This window comes from Paraburkholderia sp. GAS199, assembly GCF_050436585.1.
Taxonomy (GTDB): domain Bacteria; phylum Pseudomonadota; class Gammaproteobacteria; order Burkholderiales; family Burkholderiaceae; genus Paraburkholderia.
On record NZ_JBNDMM010000001.1, the window covers coordinates 1,116,214 to 1,136,983 of the forward strand.

At 57.7% G+C, this 20,770-nt stretch carries 19 protein-coding genes and 3 pseudogenes; 14 read left to right on the forward strand and 8 right to left on the reverse strand.

Annotated features, from left to right (window positions below; translation table 11 throughout):
- Positions 1–5: 5 nt before the first annotated feature.
- Complete coding sequence (locus P3T18_RS04860; RefSeq protein ID WP_429298769.1) at positions 6–701, reverse strand: mobilization protein; 696 nt, start codon at positions 699–701, stop codon at positions 6–8.
- 900 nt (positions 702–1,601) lie between these two features.
- On the opposite strand from P3T18_RS04860, the gene P3T18_RS04865 reads away from it, so the two are divergent.
- Positions 1,602–2,774 (forward strand): MFS transporter, encoded by a 1,173-nt coding sequence (locus tag P3T18_RS04865; protein WP_429298770.1) that lies wholly within the window; start codon positions 1,602–1,604, stop codon positions 2,772–2,774.
- A gap of 352 nt (positions 2,775–3,126) precedes the next feature.
- Here P3T18_RS04865 and P3T18_RS04870 read toward each other — a convergent pair whose 3' ends face one another.
- On the reverse strand, positions 3,127–4,056 hold the full coding sequence (locus P3T18_RS04870; protein WP_429298771.1) for a LysR family transcriptional regulator: 930 nt from the start codon (positions 4,054–4,056) through the stop codon (positions 3,127–3,129).
- 232 nt (positions 4,057–4,288) lie between these two features.
- Here P3T18_RS04870 and P3T18_RS04875 point away from each other — a divergent pair, with 232 nt between their 5' ends.
- The 3 genes from P3T18_RS04875 to P3T18_RS04885 all read left to right on the forward strand — a co-directional run bounded on the left by P3T18_RS04875 (position 4,289) and on the right by P3T18_RS04885 (position 7,808).
- Complete coding sequence (locus tag P3T18_RS04875) at positions 4,289–5,446, forward strand: branched-chain amino acid ABC transporter substrate-binding protein (protein WP_429298772.1); 1,158 nt, start codon at positions 4,289–4,291, stop codon at positions 5,444–5,446.
- A gap of 8 nt (positions 5,447–5,454) precedes the next feature.
- The gene (locus tag P3T18_RS04880; RefSeq protein WP_429298773.1) at positions 5,455–6,633 is read left to right on the forward strand and encodes a M24 family metallopeptidase; all 1,179 of its coding nucleotides are present in this window, start codon (positions 5,455–5,457) and stop codon (positions 6,631–6,633) included.
- 452 nt (positions 6,634–7,085) lie between these two features.
- A complete protein-coding gene (locus P3T18_RS04885; RefSeq protein ID WP_429298774.1) occupies positions 7,086–7,808 on the forward strand; it encodes an alpha/beta fold hydrolase in 723 nt (240 codons plus the stop codon).
- A gap of 128 nt (positions 7,809–7,936) precedes the next feature.
- Here the strand turns inward: P3T18_RS04885 and P3T18_RS04890 are convergent.
- Positions 7,937–8,568: pseudogene (locus P3T18_RS04890) on the reverse strand (LysE family translocator).
- Between the two features lie 473 nt (positions 8,569–9,041).
- A complete protein-coding gene (locus P3T18_RS04895) occupies positions 9,042–9,983 on the reverse strand; it encodes a LysR family transcriptional regulator (protein WP_429299042.1) in 942 nt (313 codons plus the stop codon).
- 253 nt (positions 9,984–10,236) lie between these two features.
- Here P3T18_RS04895 and P3T18_RS04900 point away from each other — a divergent pair, with 253 nt between their 5' ends.
- From P3T18_RS04900 to P3T18_RS04915, 4 genes are all read left to right on the forward strand, one after another.
- A complete protein-coding gene (locus P3T18_RS04900; RefSeq protein ID WP_429298775.1) occupies positions 10,237–10,653 on the forward strand; it encodes a nuclear transport factor 2 family protein in 417 nt (138 codons plus the stop codon).
- A 304-nt stretch (positions 10,654–10,957) separates the two neighbouring features.
- The gene (locus P3T18_RS04905; RefSeq protein ID WP_429298776.1) at positions 10,958–11,830 is read left to right on the forward strand and encodes a hypothetical protein; all 873 of its coding nucleotides are present in this window, start codon (positions 10,958–10,960) and stop codon (positions 11,828–11,830) included.
- 395 nt (positions 11,831–12,225) lie between these two features.
- Positions 12,226–12,513: a helix-turn-helix domain-containing protein gene (locus P3T18_RS04910; RefSeq protein WP_429298777.1), complete on the forward strand. Its 288-nt coding sequence runs from the start codon at positions 12,226–12,228 to the stop codon at positions 12,511–12,513.
- Entirely contained in the window at positions 12,503–13,795 is a 1,293-nt protein-coding gene (locus tag P3T18_RS04915; RefSeq protein WP_429298778.1) for a HipA domain-containing protein, read from the forward strand. Before P3T18_RS04910 ends, P3T18_RS04915 begins: the two co-directional genes overlap by 11 nt.
- On the opposite strand, the gene P3T18_RS04920 is transcribed toward P3T18_RS04915, so the two are convergent.
- Entirely contained in the window at positions 13,792–14,016 is a 225-nt protein-coding gene (locus P3T18_RS04920) for a hypothetical protein (RefSeq protein WP_429298779.1), read from the reverse strand. The two genes, P3T18_RS04915 and P3T18_RS04920, sit on opposite strands and share 4 nt — an antisense overlap.
- 293 nt (positions 14,017–14,309) lie before the next feature.
- On the opposite strand from P3T18_RS04920, the gene P3T18_RS04925 reads away from it, so the two are divergent.
- Positions 14,310–14,921 carry a superoxide dismutase gene (locus tag P3T18_RS04925; RefSeq protein ID WP_429299043.1) on the forward strand — a complete coding sequence of 204 codons (612 nt, stop codon included), beginning with the start codon at positions 14,310–14,312 and terminating at the stop codon, positions 14,919–14,921.
- A gap of 2 nt (positions 14,922–14,923) precedes the next feature.
- Here P3T18_RS04925 and P3T18_RS04930 read toward each other — a convergent pair whose 3' ends face one another.
- Positions 14,924–15,136, reverse strand: a complete 213-nt coding sequence (locus P3T18_RS04930; protein WP_429298780.1) for a hypothetical protein — start codon at positions 15,134–15,136, stop codon at positions 14,924–14,926.
- Between the two features lie 25 nt (positions 15,137–15,161).
- On the opposite strand from P3T18_RS04930, the gene P3T18_RS04935 reads away from it, so the two are divergent.
- Entirely contained in the window at positions 15,162–15,551 is a 390-nt protein-coding gene (locus tag P3T18_RS04935; protein ID WP_429298781.1) for a DUF3455 domain-containing protein, read from the forward strand.
- A gap of 69 nt (positions 15,552–15,620) precedes the next feature.
- Here P3T18_RS04935 and P3T18_RS04940 read toward each other — a convergent pair whose 3' ends face one another.
- Positions 15,621–16,199, reverse strand: coding sequence for a hypothetical protein (locus P3T18_RS04940; protein ID WP_429298782.1), 579 nt, complete (start codon positions 16,197–16,199; stop codon positions 15,621–15,623).
- 662 nt (positions 16,200–16,861) lie between these two features.
- Positions 16,862–17,017 carry a hypothetical protein gene (locus P3T18_RS04945; protein WP_429298783.1) on the reverse strand — a complete coding sequence of 52 codons (156 nt, stop codon included), beginning with the start codon at positions 17,015–17,017 and terminating at the stop codon, positions 16,862–16,864.
- 274 nt (positions 17,018–17,291) lie between these two features.
- Here P3T18_RS04945 and P3T18_RS04950 point away from each other — a divergent pair.
- The 4 genes and pseudogenes from P3T18_RS04950 to P3T18_RS04965 all read left to right on the forward strand — a co-directional run.
- Positions 17,292–17,577 (forward strand): annotated as a pseudogene (locus P3T18_RS04950) (antitoxin Xre/MbcA/ParS toxin-binding domain-containing protein); the annotation flags it as partial.
- Positions 17,574–18,047: pseudogene (locus P3T18_RS04955) on the forward strand (RES family NAD+ phosphorylase). The pseudogenes P3T18_RS04950 and P3T18_RS04955, both read left to right, overlap by 4 nt.
- Positions 18,048–19,173: 1,126 nt before the next feature.
- On the forward strand, positions 19,174–19,875 hold the full coding sequence (locus P3T18_RS04960) for a type IV secretion system protein (RefSeq protein ID WP_429299044.1): 702 nt from the start codon (positions 19,174–19,176) through the stop codon (positions 19,873–19,875).
- On the forward strand, positions 19,872–20,768 hold the full coding sequence (locus P3T18_RS04965; protein ID WP_429298784.1) for a TrbG/VirB9 family P-type conjugative transfer protein: 897 nt from the start codon (positions 19,872–19,874) through the stop codon (positions 20,766–20,768). The genes P3T18_RS04960 and P3T18_RS04965 overlap by 4 nt, the downstream gene beginning before the upstream one ends.
- The last annotated feature ends 2 nt before the right edge of the window (positions 20,769–20,770 follow it).

The window sequence follows — 20,770 nt, forward strand, 5'->3', positions numbered from 1 at the left end:
TCTGTCTACCGCATGACCTTATCAAATTCTTCATAAGCCCGCCCGAGCCAGACCTTCACTCGCTGGCGCTCGAGTATCCCAAGACCGATGCTCGCGCGATCCGGATGATGCGCGGCTGCCCAGAAACTTGAATCCTTCTGGTCGATCTTCTGCATGATCGTGTCGGGAAGATGCCGCAGCGAAACGATTTCGGCGCCGAGCGCTTGCGCACGCTGGCGCTCGCCGGACGCTTCCAGCAACTCGAAGCGCTCACCACGAATTTCGTTCAGCACGATCACCAGACGCAATTTGCCGCCGAACTGATCAAGCCATTGCCGCAGCAGGTCGACGGAATCCCGGCCTGCGTCCATCACTTGCCACCACGTGAGCGCAATACCGCTTTCCTGCGCTAAACCGAGCACATCGGAGTCGTCGAACCATTTCGAGACCGACTGCTGCGTTTGCGCGGCAAGATCAACCAGAATGTGGCGCTCGGGCTGTTCAAGCGCGTACTCGATAACCGGGTCAAGGCTATCGTAACGATCAAGCGCTGCGGGCGCGGCGAATTCGCCGTAATAGCGTAATAGCGCGCCGTGCGAGCGGTCGGTATCGAACCCAACGAAGGGCAGATTGTGATCGATGAAATACTGCGCCAGTACGCGTGCGACTAGGGATTTGCCTACGCCGCCTTTTTCTCCACCGATAAAATGCACAACGCTCATGGGTTCCGTTCCTTGTTGTCCTGACAGGGCCTGTCAGCCGCATGTGGTCAAACTACGCAAAGACTACACGGGCAAAATTCGTTCGTGCTGTTTGCTTCTTCTTTCTCTTTGTGGGTGCCGTACGGACCGAACAAAGGTCAAAGTATCATGTCAGTCGAAGATGACAGAACCGTTGACACCTCACGGCTGGATTAGAAATTGACCTGTTCGTGGTTCGGGGCGATAGCGTTGTACGTCAACCTGCAGCAGTGTTAAGGCTGGAAGCATCAGTAATTGATCGAGGTCCTCGATTGCAATTAATGATGGCGCTGCCGCTTGATCAACGTGCGTCGCACTCAGCGTCGCGGTGACCGGCGGGATTTTTTACACCGTTCTTGGCACGCGCAATGATCCGGCGGCCATCACGCACGCCTTTATCGTCGCGATCCTCTGCATCGCTTTCTGCCTAGCTGCTGGCGCGGGGCTTGGAATCACGCTCGCACGGCGGCCCGCGGCCTCCGTTCACCTGTGCGCCAGATGAAGGAGACGTAGCACGTGAAAGCTCATGTCGTTGCCCCTGCGGGTGGGAAATCGTTCCTCACGCACCGACTGCAGCTGGTCGGTCACTGGAATGCGCAGCACGAAGCGACGAGTCTCGATCATTTTTCGATATGTGATGCTTCGCATTGCTGTCGTCTCTGACTGACAAGGGTGGGTGGGGGCAGGAGGTCTGCCTACTCGGGTCGGTTCATAGTCAGAAAATCCCATGCAGGGAGACGTATTTACTCAACGTTTCGCTCAGGTACGCGTCCTTAATGTTCGAGGCGACGAACTGGCGTCGGTTGGTCAGGTTACGTCTTCTGCGCTTGCCCGGGGAATGCTTTTTGAAATCTTCGCTTATCTCTGCGGTGAGCAGTTTCGGTGGAGAACCCGGGCAGACTAACAATACCCCCTTACGTTACGCCAACTAGTATTCAGTTTACCCAATGGATTAGCTGGAGATGGATTTTTCTACTAAATATTCCAATCTGCGCGATTCTTGGCGTCTGTGTTTTCTTCCGTATTCGTGACTCCCGAAATAAGGAGGCTGGACCGGTCGATCTGATTGGTAGTCTGTTTTTCGGGGCAGGTTTGTCGGTATGTATGTGGGCTTTCATTGCCGCGCCCGTGGACGGATGGGGAAGTCTGGCGACGTTAATTCGTATCGCGGTTGGCGTAGCTTTGCTCATGGCGGTTTACTGGGCTGAACGTTTGCAGCGTAGCCCTATGATCAATCTCAGCCTGTTTCGTCAGCCACGCTTCGTGGCGGCAGTGTTGTCGATGTTTGGCTATGCAGCGTGCGCCCAGGTAATGATGACGTTTCTGCCGCTCTATCTTCAGACCGGTTTCAGCTTATCGGCGGTCCAGGCAGGCTTGGGGATGCTGCCTTTTGCACTTGCAATGATAGCTGGTCCGTATCTGGGAGCCACACTAGGTGGTTGGTTGTCTACTTATTCGATATTGTCAGTTGGACTCGCTTTAGTGGGTATTGGTAACTTGCTGACCGCGTTGGCAGCGAGCTTGAACCGGTACGGGCTTTTTGCCGTAGGAATGTTGTTGACCGGTATCGGTGCCGGCACCTTAAACGGAAACACGCAGAAGGCAATCGTGTCCTGCGTGCCTCCAACTCGAACAGGCATGGCGTCAGGAATAAGCACAACCACAAGATTTACGGGTATTGTCGCTTCGGTTGCAGTAATTGGCGCCGTTCTTGTGTCGCGGACACGATCGTCGTTCGATTCACATCCTGCGGCGCTTCTGGCCTTGAACGGAGTCGATGAAAGAAGTTTCCTCTCACAAGTTCTTGCAGGCGACCTGGAGCACGCTGCCAAACCATTCGGCACGCCGTTGAAAGCGATTTTGGTCAGTGCCGCACGCGAAAGTTTCGACGCCGGTTTCGCATGGTCGCTCAGTATTGTTGGTATTTTAGCGATTGCAATTCCGGTACTGGTCTACTCACTTTCCCGAGTCACAAGTGCCATCGAACCGGACGCGACTGCCGACTATGCTGGCGCAGGAAAGCGCATCGGTTATGACGGGTCGGTTTCCGAGTGAGATCAGACTGTTTTGCCACGCTTTTTCGATCGCGCTAATGCGTCCAGGCTTATCAAACATCAACGTGTGTTGACGCGATGAAGTGGCCAAATACGGTAGCTGGGAGACCTGCCTGATGCTGACACGTAGGCGATTGTGGGCCGCACGGCACGCTGTCGAGGCTGAGCTGTGCGTTTCTCCTGCCATCACCGCCGCAGTCTATGGTTTAAACGACGCTATGCCATTCGAAGAGGAACTCGATGTCACCCCGCAAGGCCCGATCTGACCGTGCACCCGTGCACCCGTGGCGGCTTGAGACGGTCGAGCGAGCGTCGTCGAGCACGCCATGAACAATCGGAATGCATCGCTCCAGTCAGTCTTCGGATGCCGTCGCACGCGCAAACTGCTTGCCGTGTCGCGTGCTGTAATCGAACATCACGGCGCGCGCGACCCGTGCGATCGACTCCGGCAGCAGGCTGTCGGGGCTACGCCGGTACGACACATAAAGTGGAAGCGCCGGCACTTCGTGAGTGACCTTCAGTGCCTGCAACTGCCCGTTGGCGAGTTCACCCATGACGAACGCTGCAGGAACGACGGCGATACCGAAGCCGTCGACGACGAGCCGGATTATCGCCGCAGCAGACGACAGGCAATTGATCTGCACGGCCGTTTCCCCCGCGGCTGCGAACATCTGCACGAGATAGTTGTGTGGCTGTGAATGCCGCGCGAAGCCGACGATCTGGAATGCTGCCAGTTCATGTTCGGTCAACGGCTCGTCGGGCAGATTGAGCGTCGGACTTGCAATCCAGCACATGGGAAGACTGCCAAGGAGGATGTTGCCGACATCCGCGCCGTTGACTTGAGCCGTCAGAAAGGCCGTGTCGACGTGGCCATGCGCAATCTCCAATGCGAGATTCGCGGAAGTGTCCCCAGTGAGTTCGACAGTCACGTTCGGATACTCTTCGCGCACACGCTTGAGCAGTTCGGGCAACCACGTATGCACAACCGATTCAATGGACGCCAGCCGAAGCAGGCCGGCGACCTTCGTGCGATCGCCAACTGTTTCGATCATGGCGCGATTCAGTTGTACGATCTGTTCGGCGAAGGGGAGTGCCTTGGTACCTTCCTGAGTGAGCGATACCTCCTTGGGCCCGCGTTCGAACAGACGCACACCCAATTCCACTTCGAGCGCCGAAATCCGGCTCGAGATGGCCGCTTGCGTGGCGTGCTGACGCTCGGCGGTGAGCCGGAAGCTACGCAGGCGCGCGAGCCAGACGAAGGTCTCCAGAAAGCGGATGTTCATGACAGTTCATGGGCTGTTGGATCGCATGAGTGTAATGCGCTATCCAATGATCTGGAATTCGGGAAAAAAACAGAAGCATCAAGATTTTTTTATTGGCTGCAACAGTAATTTGTCGTTGGACAGCGGATTTCGGCAATTGAATACTGACTTCCACAGCCGCTCGACGTCCAGAACGATGCAAATGATCTGACCATAACATCGACACGAACGGGCGCACTCATTTAACAATCTCATGAGGCTAAACGTGCATCCGATTTGCTATCGTCATCTCGCGGGCTTGCTCGTCGTTTCAGGTGTAACCGCGCTTCCGGCAACGTTCGCGTTCGCCGATGTCATCGTCATTGGACACGCGGCGCCACTGACCGGGCAACTCGCGAACATTGGTAAGGACAGCGAGAACGCGGCTCGGCTTGCCGTCGATGAGATCAACGCACAACGTCTCACGATCGGTGGCAAGCAGGTCACGTTGAAACTCGATTCGCAGGATGACGCTGCCGACCCGCGCGTAGGTACGCAGGTCGCGCAGAAGTTCGTCGACGAAGGCGTTGTTGCGGTGGTCGGCGACATCAATTCCGGTGTGTCGATTCCAGCTTCGCGCATCTACAGCGAAGCGGGTGTGGTGCAGATATCGCCTGCATCGACCAATCCGCAATACACCCTGCAGGGCTACAAGACCGCGTTCCGGCTGGTTGCAACCGATGCGATGCAAGGTCCTGCGCTCGCGCGCTACGCAATCGGCGAATTACATGCGAAGCGGATCGCAGTGGTGGACGATTCGACTGCTTATGGGCAAGGCCTCGCCGATCAGTTCGAGAAGGCCGCGCGTGCGGCAGGCGGCACGATCATCGCGCGCGACGCAACCAACGACAAAGCGACCGATTTTCGCGCTATTCTTACAAAAGTGAAGGGTAGCCGGCCGGACGTGATCATGTACGGCGGGTCCGACGCGACCGCTGGACCGCTCGTCAAGCAGGCGGCGAATCTCGGGATCAAGGTCAGCATCCTCGCGGGCGATGGAGCTTGCACGGATAAAATGCTTTCGCTTTCGGGGGACGCGATCACAAATCTCGTGTGCTCGGAAGCGGGACTCGCGATCACGCGCATGCCGCGTGGCGCCGCATTCGAAAAGCGCTATGTCGAGACATACAAGACGGCGATCGATGCATATGCACCGTTCACATATGACGCAGTCCATGTGATTGTCGATGCGATGAAGCGCGCCGGTTCGACAGATCGCGCGAAAATACTCGCCGCGATGCCGACGACGAAATACGATGGTGTGACCGGCCCGATCGCATTCGATACGCACGGCGATCTAAGCAGTGCAGCGATCACGATCTATCGCTTCAAGGACGGTAAAAAGACCGTCGCCGATGTGATCCGCAACTGAGGCCGAACGTGACCGATTCAGCGATGATTTACGCGCAACGGCGCGAACGATTGCTAGAGCTCGCCACTGACGCAGACGCCAGCATAATAGCGATCCACGCGCAGGGCAGCGCGGCCGGCATCGCGACGCGTACGCATGCATGGGCGCGCTATGTCGCGAATTTCGACAGCGGTGCCTATCCATCTACCATCGTGCTGGAGCGCGGCATGCGCCCGGTGATTTTCGCGCCGAACATTTTCCTGCCAAAGATGGCCGCGCAATACGCGCCGGATCTCGACGTGCGCTTCGACAAAAGCGGTGAAGCGGCGGCAGCTTATCTGGCTGCCCGGACAACCCCGGGTGCACGTATCGCTTACATTGGACGCACCGAGATGTCGCAACCGATTTGGGCGGCGCTGACCACGCATTGCGTGGCGCGCGAGTTGTTCGATTTCGAATCGATCGCCAATACCGTCCGCGTACAGCGCAGTACCAGCGAGATCGTGGCGCATCGCAAGGCTGCGGAGATTTGCGATGAACTATTCGAGCGTGCGTTTCGAGCGGCTCGCAGCGGTAAGCCTGTGTTTCAGATTCGCGCAGATCTGCAACGTGACGCGCTTTACGCGGGCTGCGACTTTGCTTCGACCTGGCTGACCGTGCAGCCGATTGCGGATTACTCGCGATCATTGCTCGCTGAATGCCGACGGGTGCCCAAAGAGGGTGATCAGTTTCTGATCGGCGTAATGGTGACGTACGAAGGCTGCTGGGGACACGGCATCCGCACGGCGCAACTCGGTGAGCCGAATGCTCAGCAAAGTAGCGTGTATGAAGCAGTGCAGGGCATGCACAACGCGATGCTCACTCACATGCTGCCGGGTGCGCCAGTAGCGGCGGTGCAAAGCGCGGCGGAGAATGTACGCGACCGTTATTTTGCACAAAAGCCAACGTTCGAGTTCCGGTATGGGCATGCGCTCGGCTACGCCTACGATGATCCGCTGCCGCAGAATGCTGCGCCATTTCCTCAACGTTACGAAAACGAGCCTTCTTATCGCGGCGAGATCAAGTTTATGGCGAATCAAGTATTCGAACTGCACCCCAATGTGTTCGTTGATGGGGTTGCGGGGGCTGCGCTCGGTGACATGGCGCTTGTTACCGAGCGGGGCTATGAGTTGTTGACGCAATATCCGCGGGGACTTGCGATTTTGTAATTCCATTGTGGGCGTTGGCCGCGTTTTACTGCTGGTTCGCGGTCAACGCATATTGGGCTGGAGTTTGACCTGTAATAGTGTGGTCATGATACAAATGTCATCTCACTATTTGACTTAGTTTAAGTCAGCAAAAGTTTCTGCACGGTTGCACATCCGGGGTTATACGCGCTCGTTCCGTAAGCCAGTATTGGGCGCACCAAGGCAGTCGCTCAAGCGGCGGCAAGGGGCCGAATCCGGAAATCGGGGTGCTGCTGTAGTAACCTGCACAAATCACGAGAAAACGTCGACCGCGTGTCGCGTGAGGGAAAGGGTACGGCGGTGGTCAGCAGTCGGCCAAAAGCTGACGGTCGACACAGCGGCCAGGATTGATGACAATCTGCGCAACGGTTCCATCTCATGTACGGTCGCGTGTACCGGTCCAATCGCATATACAGAGTTCCCATCTGACAAGCATGAGCAATACATCTCCGGTCGTTTTTATTCATGGCTTCATCGGAACACTGGATGTCGCCAACTATGAGTCGCCGCACGCGGCCCCCAATCTGCTTGGTTATGGCGAGCACCAATCCGCGTCGCTGGATACCATCTCGCTACCCGGGCAGGTCGAACATCTACGAGCCTTTGTTGATGCCCGCTTTGGAAGCGAGCCCGTCGACATAGTGGGTCATTCCGTTGGCGGTGCCATCGCCATGCTGTTCGCCCATACGTACCCTGAGTGCGTCCGCAGGATTGTCAATGTCGAAGGGAACTTCACATTGGGCGATGCGTTCTGGTCGGCGTCGGTCGGGCGGATGAGTTCGAGCGACGCCGACGCCATGATGAGCCGGTTCCGCTCTGACCCGTTAGCCTGGATCAATGGTTTCGTTACCGCACCGGCGCTACATCTGCGCGAGGTCGCGATCCGCTGGCTTGCTCACCAGCCAGCGTCCACGCTTCGCGCGATGGGGCAGTCGGTTGTGACGACAACAGGCGACGATCACTACCTCGCGGCACTCGAAGAAGTTTTCGATCGGCATCCCGTGTATTTGCTTTCGGGTGAGCATTCACGCAAAGGCTGGAACATCCCACACTGGGCGCTAAAAAAATGCGCTGGAGATCACACACTATCCAACAGCGGCCATCTGATGATGCTCGACAACGAGGTCGCCTTTCAGCAGCGATCAAGCGATTTCTGACTGAATAGGTTGGTTGCTGCGGATTATGTAGGGCGGCAGTCGGGGCATTTTGAGCCATTTAATTGAGGTGCCTGCATTGCTGGCAGTTGCTGTTGGGCCGCATCATAGCGCGTGTTCCGTCTCGGTGTTCAGTGTCGGCTCACGACAGCAAGTCTCGCCGCTAATCCGCCGAAAACCGATGCAAGCAGATATTGCGGGACCTGCGACTGCCGGCGTTGGCGCGCCCATCGCTGACTAAGTTGACTTGCAGTAAGTATGACGACACCGTTCACAATCAGACCGATGAAGTTAAGCACGGTCGCAAGCGTCATAATCTGAACGGCGATTGCCCCATCTTGCGGCCTCACAAATTGCGGAAACAGTGCAAGAACGAACAACGCCATTTTCGGATTCAGCAAATTAGTCAGCAAGCCCTGCCTGAAAATCTTTTGAATGGAAAAGCGAGCTTCGCCGGTTGCAGTTGAAGTCGGCGCAGGGGACGCGCGAAGGGTTTTCCACGCGAGGTAAAGCAGGTAAGTGGCTCCGGCGAAACGGACGACATCGTAGGCTACTGGAACTGCGAGAAACAACTGGGATAGGCCGAACGCTGCCAGCATTGCGTGGCAATAGGTTCCAGCCTGAATTCCGGCAAGGGATGCGAAGCCAGCAGATCGCCCCGGAGCGACGCTTCTCGATGCTATGAGGAGCATATCTGGCCTGGCGTTATCGTTAGCGCGAGGCAGGCCCCTGAAAAGAGGCTGAGAGTTGCAAGGCTAGGCATGAAGGTCCCCTTTGTGCGCCTGGCGCAAAAGGAATCTCAGTTTATTGAACGCTTTTCATGGGGTCAACCAGCTTTACTACGTTCCCGCGCCGCTTGGGCGATGCCGTCGATCGAACCAAAGTGACCGGTGAAGCCTAGATTTTTATTCTGGAGACATACTGGGGATCGTTCGGGGTCGACTTGTGCCTGCCAGATCGGGCATCACTTTGCCTTATCGGTACGTTTACGCGAGAGTCCGCGGCCGGCCATGAACGGTCGGTCGACGCCGACGCCTATTTTGCGGACAACTTCCGTGTCCGTCTCTTGATGAGCGAGTAGTGATATAAGGGAAAGCTGATGGGACAAAAGTTGGCCGATGACGAACTGGAACTGTACCGACGAGTGGACGAAGTTCTTTTCTACGTTTAGCGTCGCAAACAGCCCGGCGGCACGCGATGACTTACCCTCGTGCGCCGTTCTTTCGAGGTTTCTATTCAGGCGGGTGGCCGAACCTTTTGCCGTTTCGAGCCATCTGCTTTAGTGACCAGGTATTTGCCGAAATGGGCGTGCACAAAATCCACGAACACCCGCACCTTTGGCGTCATTTTTCGACTGCTGGGCCACACCACGTGGATACTGTTGGAGTCTGTCACATAAGCGTCCAGGACAGTCTTGAGCCGTCCATCGGCGAGCGCGTTCTTGACAGCGAAGTCGGGCACGCAGGCGATTCCGCGTCCCGCCAGCGCCATATAAAGCATAACATCCAGGCTGTTGCACACCATCGTCAAAGGCAGCGACGAGCTTGCCGCTTTGGATGTTGAATGCCGCAGCGGCCATTGGTACAGTTTTCCAGTGGGTGTCCAGCGGTAATGCAAGCATGCATGATCCAAAAGCTCTTCCGGATTCGCGGGGGTCCCCTTTTGTTGCAGATAATCCGGCGCGGCGACCAGACAGGCGCGCCAGCGACCCAGAGGGCGAGATACCAGGCGTGAATCGCGAAGCTTGCTGCCGCGAATGACGACATCAAATCCTTCTTCGATTACATCGACCAGCCGATCAGTGAAATCAAGATCGAGTTCGATCTCAGGATGCTGCTCCATAAAGTCTGAAAGCACCTGAAATGGTAGTCCCGCCGAAAGTGACAACCCCACCCTTAGCCTCCCTCGCGGATGTCGGGTCATCGCGCTGAGTTCATCCTCGGCCGCCTGAATCTCCCCGAAAATGCGCCTGCACCTTTCCAGAAACACTTCGCCTTCGGACGTGAGGCATATGCTTCTCGTGCTGCGTTGAAAGAGTCGCACGCCAACGCGCTCTTCAAGTCTGGAAATGCTTTTGCTGATGGCCGATGGTGAGATGCCGAGCTCCCGCCCGGTCGCGGCAAAACTCCGCGTTCGCGCGGTGTGGACAAAAACTTCCAGGCCGCCCAGTGCGCTCAGATTTTCCACTTCAGACCTCGCTCAGTATTAGTGACATTTTTGTCATGGCCGATGTGAACGCTACCCTAGTTAATGAATTTGGGTCAACGGCATTACGATGAGTTTGGAGGGTGCTAGACCCTTGCAGGATGCCGGTCGCGCTCCACCCAGTCCTTGGCGAGCCTGTTTGCAGTGATGGAAGAACGGGGGCGCCAGCGTTTTGACAACTCGACGCGCCGTGCCGGCGCATCGGCTCTACCAGGAGAAAATTGTTATGGTTACCACTGAACATCTCGACGCTTACCTCAAAGCCATGACTAATCGCGACGTCGAAGGGACGAAGGTTCATATGGCAGATGATGTTGTCCTTAGAAGTCCAATCGTTCCTGCCCCGTTCGAGGGAAAGGAGCATGTCGCAGATATCCTGACGCAACTTCTCGACACGGTGGACGCCTTCGAGCCGAAGCTCCTCTTACGCGACGGAGCTGACTTTGTCGCCGTGTTCACAATCCGGTTCGGCGACCACGTGATCGACGGAATGGATCACATGCATTTGAACGACGCGGGCCTCGTCGATAGCATGACCGTGGCATGGCGCCCGCTGCCATCGGTCGTGGCGGTCCAGCAGAAGCTTGCTCCGAAATTGGGCGGTAAGGCGATGATGCTGGTTCCACTGGATCAATCTGCCTGAATCATGGATTCTGAACGCAACGGCATGGCGGCGTTAGTTGCGCATGGGGACGGTGCGTGGATCGGTCGTGACGGCTGACGGTGGGATCAGTCTGAACGATTGGCGGCTTTCGCCTCCAAAGCGGTCTTGGGTCGCCCAGGCGGTTGAACGACCGGTAGGGGCCGACTTCAGCCAAAACGCGTCGGGCGACAACGGCCAAAAACCGGACGGCCGACACCGACACCCAGATCGTCAACACTCCACTTCTGCATTATCAAGGACATTAAAATATCTCCTCGCCGAAAGTGAGGGAGCCCTGCTGTCCATGAGTTACGACCTTTTCTTTGAGTTCCAATCGCCCATCCAGGCAGAAGAGCTCAATCGATATTTTTCGACGCGTCCCAACTACCAATCAGGAAACGGGGCGTTCTATCAAAACCAGGCAACCGGCGTTTACTTCCAATTTACATGGTCTGCTGATGCGGTGGAAAGCCGAGCGGTCTCAAGGTCTGCCTTCAACATGAACTTCTTCCGACCGCATGTCTTCGCACTTGAAGCTGAACCTGAGGTTCGTTCGTTTGTCGAGCGATTCTCGGCTCGTGTGCAAGATCTTCAAAAGGACGGCATGGGGGATGGACCTTATTCGACTAATGGCTTTTTGAAGGGCTGGAACACGGGAAATGAATATGCCTATGAAGCAGCATTGACGATGCAGGCACCATCGCACAAGTTCTATACGTTGCCGGCTAACGAGATTGAACGGGTGTGGCGATGGAACTTCTCGATTGCGTCGACTCAGGCGTTATTCGGTGAATCTCTTTTTGTTCCGCGAATCATGCCGTTATTGATCAACGGTGAACTACGCACGGTCGTAGTATGGGGCGACGGGATTCCAGAACTCATCCCTGACGTCGACATGCTGCTTATCATTAGGGATGAACTCGCACCGGTACCGGCCAATGGGGTCCACCAGAAAGACAGATGCCTGGTCCTTCAGAAAAGTCTGGACGAGATCCTTGCACCGCTAAGTGATGACGGATACGCGTTACGGGTAAGGAAGCCTACCTACAACATGGCACCCGACGCAGTTCGGAGATTTATCAGATCGCTACCGCAGACCACGGACCATATCACTGGCGTGGCGATGGATTCCATCCTGGATGGCGAGTTGATGCATAAAGTTAAGAAATCATCTTGAATACGCATGGTCGTCTGTAGGACGGGGTACGGCCGGTCGTAGCGCTCGGCTACATGGTGCGAGGCGAACGAGACATTATCCTGGCAATCGAGCAGCCGGACCACGGAGCGGACGCGCTTGGGGCTGGGCGCCACAGGCGCACCGGAATATTTAAATCTCGTACCCGACCGGATACCATTAAGTCTAATAAGAGCACTTCCCCGCCCGTGGTATCCGAGCGGAGCTTTTATCAGCGAACCCACCGCAAGACCACGCCTTCGTATCCGCTCGGGTACTAAAGCCGACCAGATAGCAAATATCCCTGTGTTTCGTACCCGATCGGAGCCTTTACGTTCAACGCACCCCAGTTTTTGGTACTATGTATCCGCTCGGGTACGAAACGAAGGGGCGGGACCATGGATCAAAGTGATTTTGAGGTGGCCAGCGTGGACGCGCTTGGGAAAATAGTGCGCGCCGCCCGCATCGCGCAGGGCCTCACGCGCGACGATCTTGTCAACGCCACGGGGTTGTCGCCCAAGTTCATCACGCACGTCGAAGCGGGCAAGCCAACGGCGCAGATTGGCAAAGTCTTCGTCTTACTCTCGGAACTGGGCATCGCGCTGCGCGCCGAGACCTCGGTGGCGATTTCATCAAAGGTCGCCAACCAGGCGCGCCGCACGCGCAGGAGCCCTCATGCCGGTTAAACAACTGATCGCGTGGGCAAACGGCGAGCGCATGGGGGTCTTGCAGGACGAGAACGATATCTGGTCATTTGCCTACGACGCGAAGTGGGTGGCGTCGAAACAGGCCTTTCCGCTGTCGCCTGCATTTCCATTGCGCGAAGAGCCATTCGTCGACGGGTCAACGAACCGTCCGGTGCAATGGTTTTTCGACAACCTGCTGCCTGAAGAGGGCATGCGCATCGCGCTCTCGCGAGAAGCGAAAGTCGACAGGAACGATGCATGGGGCCTTCTCCGCTATTACGGTCGCGAGTCGGCCGGCGCGCTCACGTTGCTCGCACCTGACGAAAACGAACCGGCGGGTGCGTTGTCGCCCCTGCCGTTCGATGAGCTTGAGCGGCGTATCCAGTCAATGCCGCAGCGTCCACTGACAGCCGATGCGCCCAAACGTATGTCCGCCGCGGGCGCGCAGCCAAAGCTGCTCGTGACAATGCGCGGCGTGCCGCCCGCGTGCGAACTGTTTGAGCCCGAAGGCAACGAGCCTTCGATGCAACTGCTGAAACCGGATGCGCGCGCCGAGGGATACCCGCACTCGGCCGTCAACGAATTTTTCTGCATGCAGCTTGCACGCGCCGTAGGATTGAACGTGCCTGTAACGTACTTCCTGCGCGTGCCGACGCCGTGCTACATCATCAACCGCTTTGACCGCGATACCTCGACGCAGCCGCCGCGCAGATTGCACGTCGTCGACGCCGCGCAACTCCTGAACTTTGCGAAGGATTTCAAATACGACGGTGCTAACGCGCAGAAACTCAGAGAGGCGATCGGAACCACGCATACGCGCGCTCACGCCCGTCTCGAGATTTTCCGGTGGGCGGTCTTCAACGTACTTGTGGGCAACGGCGACGCACACATGAAAAACCTGTCGTTCTTCGTGGCCCCCCGTGGATACATGCTGGCGCCTTTCTATGACATCGTGAGCACCGCGGTTTACCACACGGCGACTTATCAGGCCGAGCGCGCAGACCGGTGGCCGGATTGCGAGTTGACCATGCCCATTGGCGATGCGACGCACTTTGCGGATATGTCGCGTCCGAACATGCTCAGGTTCGCGGACGAGTTGGGTCTGCCCGGCCGGGGCGCAGTGCGCCTGCTCGACGCGATGCTCGAATCGCTGCATGGTCGGCTCGATGGGGTTTCGGATGCCGTACTGGGCATCGCAATGCCCGACGCAGGAGAGCGACGGCTGCTGAACTCGATTCGCTCAATGCCCATCAATGAAATGTCGCGCGCGCTCGCGGCCTAGAGCAACAGGCGTCGACGCGCCCGGCCAACGTGCGCGATGGAGATGACATGCAGGTGCTTCCATCTAGTAGCGCTATCGAGCGCTCCTGCCGTCAACAGCCGCTTCATGAAGCATTCCGGATCGAATCCAGTGCGACGCGCCTGTGCCAGCAGCTCCAGCCGGCTGCTCGTTATGCCGTTCAGCCTGAAGCCCTTGAGCAGGGCAATGATGTCGTTAGACATGACGATCCGTCGGAAAATTGCCTTCGAGTCCGATGGAATAGCCGTGCTTCATCAACTGTTATGGGTGGGTAGCCATGATCGACCGGCCCACGGGCGGCGGCTGCGCTTTCTCCACACTTACGGTACTCGTCATGCTCAATTCGCTCATTTCCCGCCGTCGTCTCATTGCAACCGGCTCGCTGGCTTCGCTCGGCGTCGGTCTTTCGCGCCTCGCTTTCGGCGACACGCGTCAGAATTCCTCCGCCCACGCTTCCGCCGACGCCAAGCCTACACTCGGCATCGTGCCCGCGTATCTGGGTGTCTCGCCGCAGACATTGCCGCCGCTGCCACATGCGGAAAACGCGCTGGAGCCGACCATTTCCGCGCGTACCGTGGGCATCCACTACGGCAAGCATCACCGCGCGTATTTCGACAATCTGCACAAGCTGCTGGCCGGCACGCCGCTCGAACAGGCATCGCTCGAACAGATCATCGTGCAGTCGCACGACCAGCCCGCGCTCGCCGATGTGTTCAACAACGCCGCGCAGGCATGGAATCATAATTTTTACTGGAACTCGCTGACGCCCGCTTCCGCAGCGAGCGCACCGAGCGCGAAACTGCAGGCCGCGATCGAACGCAAATTCGGCTCGGTCGAAGCGCTTTCGAAAGCACTGGTGGCCACCTCGGCATCGCAATTCGGTAGCGGCTGGGGCTGGCTCGTGGTGGATCGCGGCGAACTCGCGGTGGTGAAAACCGGCAACGCGGAAACACCGTTCACGCGAGGACTCGCACCGTTGCTCACGGTCGACGTCTGGGAGCACGCGTACTACCTGGACTATCAGAATTGCCGCCCCGACTATCTGGTGGCGACCGTATCGAAGCATTTGAACTGGGTGTTCGCTTCGGCGAACTTCGAGCGTGTCTGATTCTAGTATGCGCTTCCATGTGAAGCGTTTCGGGATCTATTCGAGGGGGCATTCATGTTCATCACACTTGCGCAATCGCGCGCTGTGATCGCTTGCGGCGCACTGACGTTGGCCGCCTGCACCACATCGCCGGCCACCACATCGCCGGCCACCACATCGCCAGCAACCACATCGCCAGCAACCACATCGACGGCCGCCGCTTCGCCGTCCTCCATTAATCCGCCGGACGGTCAGCGCTTCATGGCGCTCACGGCATCGGGCGTGCAGACTTATGTGTGCCAAGCCGACGCGCAGCAGCACCTTGCCTGGGTGTTTAAAAGCCCGCTGGCGACGCTGTTCGATGCGAGTGGCCGTGCAGTACTCAGGCACGCAGCGGGACCGTCGTGGCAAGCGGACGACGGCAGCCGTATCGTCGGCCGCGCCATCGCGCAGCGGCCGAGCGACACGCCGGCGAGCGTGCCGCAACTGCTGCTGGAAACGCATAGTACGGCGGGAGACGGCATGTTATCGGCGGTGCGTTACGTGCAGCGCGTGAAAACCGTTGGCGGTGTGATGCCGTCCGCGCCATGCACGGTCGCGGGACAGAGCGGCAGCTCGCCGTATCTCGCGGAATATGTGTTCTACAAGTAGTCGGTTCTGAGGACGTATGCGGTCACCGTCATTCAGGTGGCCGCATACGTCTGTTCTGCTTTGAACGCGTCAATTGTCCGGCGCGTTGGGGGTGTCGAGCGTGTCGAGAAACGCTCGTTTATCCACCGACGCGGGCAACGCATCTGCAAGGCGTGCGTGAAAAGCCGCGATATCCGCGCCCAACGCGGCGCGCTGCGCCACGATGCGTGCAATGGGCCCGATATGTGTGGCGAGCCGTCGCGCGGCCAGTTCGACACGCGCGGGATCGATCGCCGCGCCCGCGTGTCGTGCACCGCTTTCGAGGCGTGCGGCACGCGGCGTGACGATACCTGATGCGCTCGCATGCCGCGCCAGCAAGGTCGTAAATTCGTGCCGCGCGGCGTCGTCGGGAAGATGGCGCGCCAGTTGGGCCGCGAGCATGTGCGAATCCGCGGCCTGCGCCGCGGCGCGCCGCACAAGGCGCGACGCCACCGGCCCGACATGACTCGCGAGCCGCCGTTCGAGCTGCGCAAGCAATTCCGGCGGCCACGCGAGCGGCGCTGCGTGCGCAGCGGTTGCATTCGCAGGTGGCGCGAGCCCCTCGCGTACAAGTGGCGTGACCACCACGGTCTGGTCCGGATCGATCCGCGCCGTGAGCGTATCGAGCAACGCGAGCAGTTCGACGCGCCAGCCTTGCGCGGACTCGTAGCGCTGCGCAGGCTGCTTTCTCTCGTGCTCGTAAGCGCATGGCGCGCCGTGACTGGCCTCTTTCGCGCGTCAGTTGGTCCAGCACAATTTCTCGATCGTCCGCTTCACACGGCGCGTGTTTATTGAATCGATGAGAAGGGTAGTAGCGTCGACTGATTATTAATTTGACGTAGTTAAAGTAAATTGAATTTACATTCCTATATTTACAAATCTGCAGAGACTTCAATTTGTGCCGGGGGCTGCTGCACAAAGCCCGGATTCACCCATTCTTTCAGGTTGCGAGGTGACAATTTGCGCAGGGCGGGGAGGGCCGGCTGGCGCCGGATCAATGCGGAGACACGCTCTTCATGTTTCTGATAATCGAAACGTCGAAGGGGGAGATTGCCTGTCTCACGCGGCCACGATGAAGCGTCTCGAATGGACGATTGGTGGCCAACCAGGTTGTTGGATGCTGGGGACATGGAGGCCGACCGGTCGCTGAATGAACCTGGGCTGGGTCAACTCTGTTGCCATCGCCTAGCATGTGAAACCGAAATCGGTAGCTCAACCCGCCAGTTTTCTTTGAAGCCTGGCGGGTTTTTCTTCGCCTGCCGGGCGCAGGCTACAAACGACGATGGAGTCGCTCAGCCGTTCAGTTGCGATTCGACGTTCAGGACGATCCGTGCGACCGGGTTGTTGTCTGCGGATTGCGGTGCGAACTTGATCTGGGCGAATGTGACGACACCGAGAGCGACGACGAGGAGTGCTCCAGACGCGGCGATGCGGGTAAGGTATCTCATAGGGACCTAATTTTGATGATGTGGACAGAAACTGGATGTAGCTGACAGGGGTGCCGACTAACTTCAGTGACATCTCTGTCCGCAAACCGGCAACGCCGGACGCGGTCGTCAGATCGCATCTACCAATCGGACTGATTTTGTGCAGTGCAATATAACACGATCCTGAGATCGCATCTACTGATCTTGCGGGCTTGTGCAATGCAGTGTAAATGGTTTATCGGTATGCCCAGTGCGGCATCCCGTCGCGAGCGAATGCTTAATTGTCTCAGCCATTGCTCACGCCCGCCGTGCGCTACTCGCCCGCATCATCCCCGAAGCGACTTATAAGCGGCGTCGCGATCGGCTGACGCCAGACGGAATCGGAAAAGACCGAGCGGCTCACCAGGATCGTCGCGACGACGGCGTACGCCTGGAATCACGAAGAGGACACGCGGGAATTTCTGTCAACGCCGCATCCGGAGCTCGACGGGCGGCCGCCACTCGATGTTGCGCTGACCGAGCTCGGCGCGCGCCGGGTCGAAGAGCTGCTCCGGAAACTGTTTTATGGGTTGCCGGCGTGAAGTTGTTTCGAATCGCCGACAGTCGACACACGGTCTGGAGTGGCACCGGCGCGATTCTGGTGGGCGGGGCCGCTTCAATAGCCCTAGGCGACCGGTCATCTAGGCCGTCTCAAGCTTCGCCGGCGCGATGCACGAGGTTCTTGTTCATGCGCGAATCGGCAAAATACCGAAGACACACGGAGGTTGAAGTAGCAGTTTCCGACGATATTCGCGTCGAACGCCATTTGGCCGAATCGTTGCCCGAGGGATGGAATGCGCCAGCACTGCAGGCGACAACGGCATTCAGCGACACTTGGCTGTTCGAGTCGCGTGCCGCGCACCTGATCGTACCTTCCGTCGTCGTCCGTGCAGAGTTCAACGTGCTGGTCAATCCTGCACACCCCGACGCGACGCGGGTTGCCGTGACCGAGCCGCAGCCCGTCATGTGGGACGAACGCCTCTTTATGATGCCGACGGTCGGACACTCGTAGATTACGATGGTGATTGACTAGCATCGCCTTGACGCTTTGCTCCGCGACGGAAATGACCGGGACGTGACTTCTAGTCTGGTTCGCAATCGCCGCTCGCCATGGCTAGTGCAGCTTCTTGTATCCTCCATGCCTGATTGCCAAAGCCAACACGGCGGTCCGTTTCTATTAATTGCCCTGACAATTTGACATACCATAATTGATCAATATTTTGTTTTTCAAAACCAGATCTGAATGTAGTAGCGCCGGCTATTTACAGATGCCGTGGTTCTCGTCATTGACAGATGTCGGGTTTTTGACCGCTGGCAAGCGGGCACATTGCAGCGACGGTGCGGGAGTCTGCGATGAGGCAGGACACAAATTTGGAGGCTCGAATTTTGATCGCAGTGGTTATCAAAAATTTCTAATTAATTGAGAATATTACCGATGGGGCGCTTCTTTTTCGATATATGGGACGAAGCGTCTAGATTCGCACCCCCGCCATGATCAGCTCCGGTCGAAAATTTTCACTCTCAAGCCGACATGGGGCTCGGCTACGCGTACTAGGACGGATTGCCGTCGAGCATGCTGAAGCTCTTGGAGACACAGCTCTTTGATACGGGCAAAGCAACTTGCGTTTTTCGCATTCGCCAAGTCGAACGCTCCGTTGAACTATGTCGATACGCGGTTAATTCAATTCATCAGTGTCAGTGAGTGTCAGCGATACGGCCCGACGGCGACGGCGCCATTTCGTCGACCAGCGATTGCGCGTTGAGTTATCTTCGACCGGCCGATGTCCGATTCGGCCGATCAAATTTTTTCGGAATACCGCTATGGCACCAGTGAGCGTCGCTTCGTGAAGCCGATCGGCATCAAGTTTCGTTTCCACTTCAAATAACTGATTCGACCTGGGCTCCCCCGCGTAAGCGCTAATTCAATACGGGAGTCTGGAAGACGGAAAACTCTGATGACTGCTCCGAAAGCTACATGTATTTCGGTAGCTTTTTGGGTTAAGACCGTGAGCCGGCTCCGTTAAGTTTGATGGGTATGCGCGTACCCCCGAAAGCGCATATAAATCGCATCTCTTTTGCATGACCAGCTTCACCTGAAGACTGATTGAATTGAGTCGGCCCCAATGGATCGACCCGTCATGCGTTTATTCCGAAGCAAAAAGCAGATTGCCCTCTCAACCGCGCCAGGCGGTTATTCCCAGGAAGACCCCGAAAAGATCATTTTCGACATGGGCGCGCGCCTGCGTACCGAGGCCAATCACTGGAAAACCTTCTGCTTTATTCTCGTCATCATCGCCGGCGGGGCAGTGTTTTCGCGCAATCCCGCACCCTCCGTGGTGAAGGCCTATGGCGTGTCGTCGGACATCAGCGGCCATCCGGTCGTCACACAGCTGGCGGCCTATCATCCGGACGACCAGTCGATTCGCACCACGCTGAAAGAGACGGTCGAGCGCTGGTGGACGATCGAGCCGGTCTTGACCGACGATATCCAGAAATCGCGGATGGCTCGGAACATCAACGCCGTCAAGGCAATGATGGTCGGCAATGCCCGCAACCAGTTCAGTGACTGGGTGAAGGCCGATGCGCCATTCCAGACCATCACGCTCAATCCGAAGCTGGTGCGTGAGGTCAAGGTCACCAACATCGCGCTGCTAGAAGACTCGACTGCGGTCGTCGAATTCAGCACCAGCACCACGCAAACGCCGACCGATAAACCGGTCGTCCAGCGATACGCCATTACCTGGCGTTACCAGATCGTTCCCCCCACCGCAGAGGATGCGCTCGGCACGAACGCGTTCGGTGTCTTCTACCCGCTGTATTCCATCCAGAAAACTCAATGATGAGCGCTTCCCGCATGCTCACTTCGTGGGTTGCCGCATTCGCGTGCGCGGTCGCCGTATGTTCGGCAGCGTCTGCCGCGAAGAAAAGCGCGGAGAGTTCCGCAGCATCGTTCGATCTTGCCACGGCGCTGAGCGATCCGATGAGCCCCGTGAATCCCTATAACGCAGGCTCCGACCCTGTCACCATGCCAGGCGATGCGCGCATGGCGGTGTTTCCCTATAGCCGCGATCAGATCTATCGGATCATGACCGCGCCGCTTAAGAACACTACGATCGAGCTGGCCAAGGGCGAACGACTCACGACCGACCCCGCGATGGGCGATTCGATCCAGTGGATCATCGACACCGACGGCGAGAATCACGTGTTCGTAAAACCGGTCAAGCCTGGTCTCGTCAACACCCTGCATCTCACGACGAACCTTCGCGAGTACGACATGACGCTCGTCTCGTCGCCAATGGGCGGGCTGTTCTATCAGACGGTGCGATTCAATTATCCCGGCTCCGTGATGGCCAAGGTTCGCGCGAGGGAGCAGGCGAGCGGCGGAATGGGCGGCAGCGGCGGCGCCCGCGGTGACGACTCCGGGCCGCAGACGGACTCGGGTCCGATCGGCGTCTCGCCCGACAAGCTCAACTTCGACTATAAGGTGTCCGGTTCCGCCTCGTTCAGGCCGGAGACCGTGTTTGACGACGGCAAGGCAGTGTGGCTCCGACTGCCAGCCGATGCACCATTCGCAGTGCCTGTCGTCAAGGACCATGGCGATTACGTCAGCCCCAACTTCATCCGTCGTGGCCAGTACATCGTTGTGCAGGAAATCGCCAACGAAATCGTGTTGCGCGCGCCGAATGAGGAAGTCACCATCACGCGTCGCCGGCCGGGTCTGTTCGGTTTCTGAGG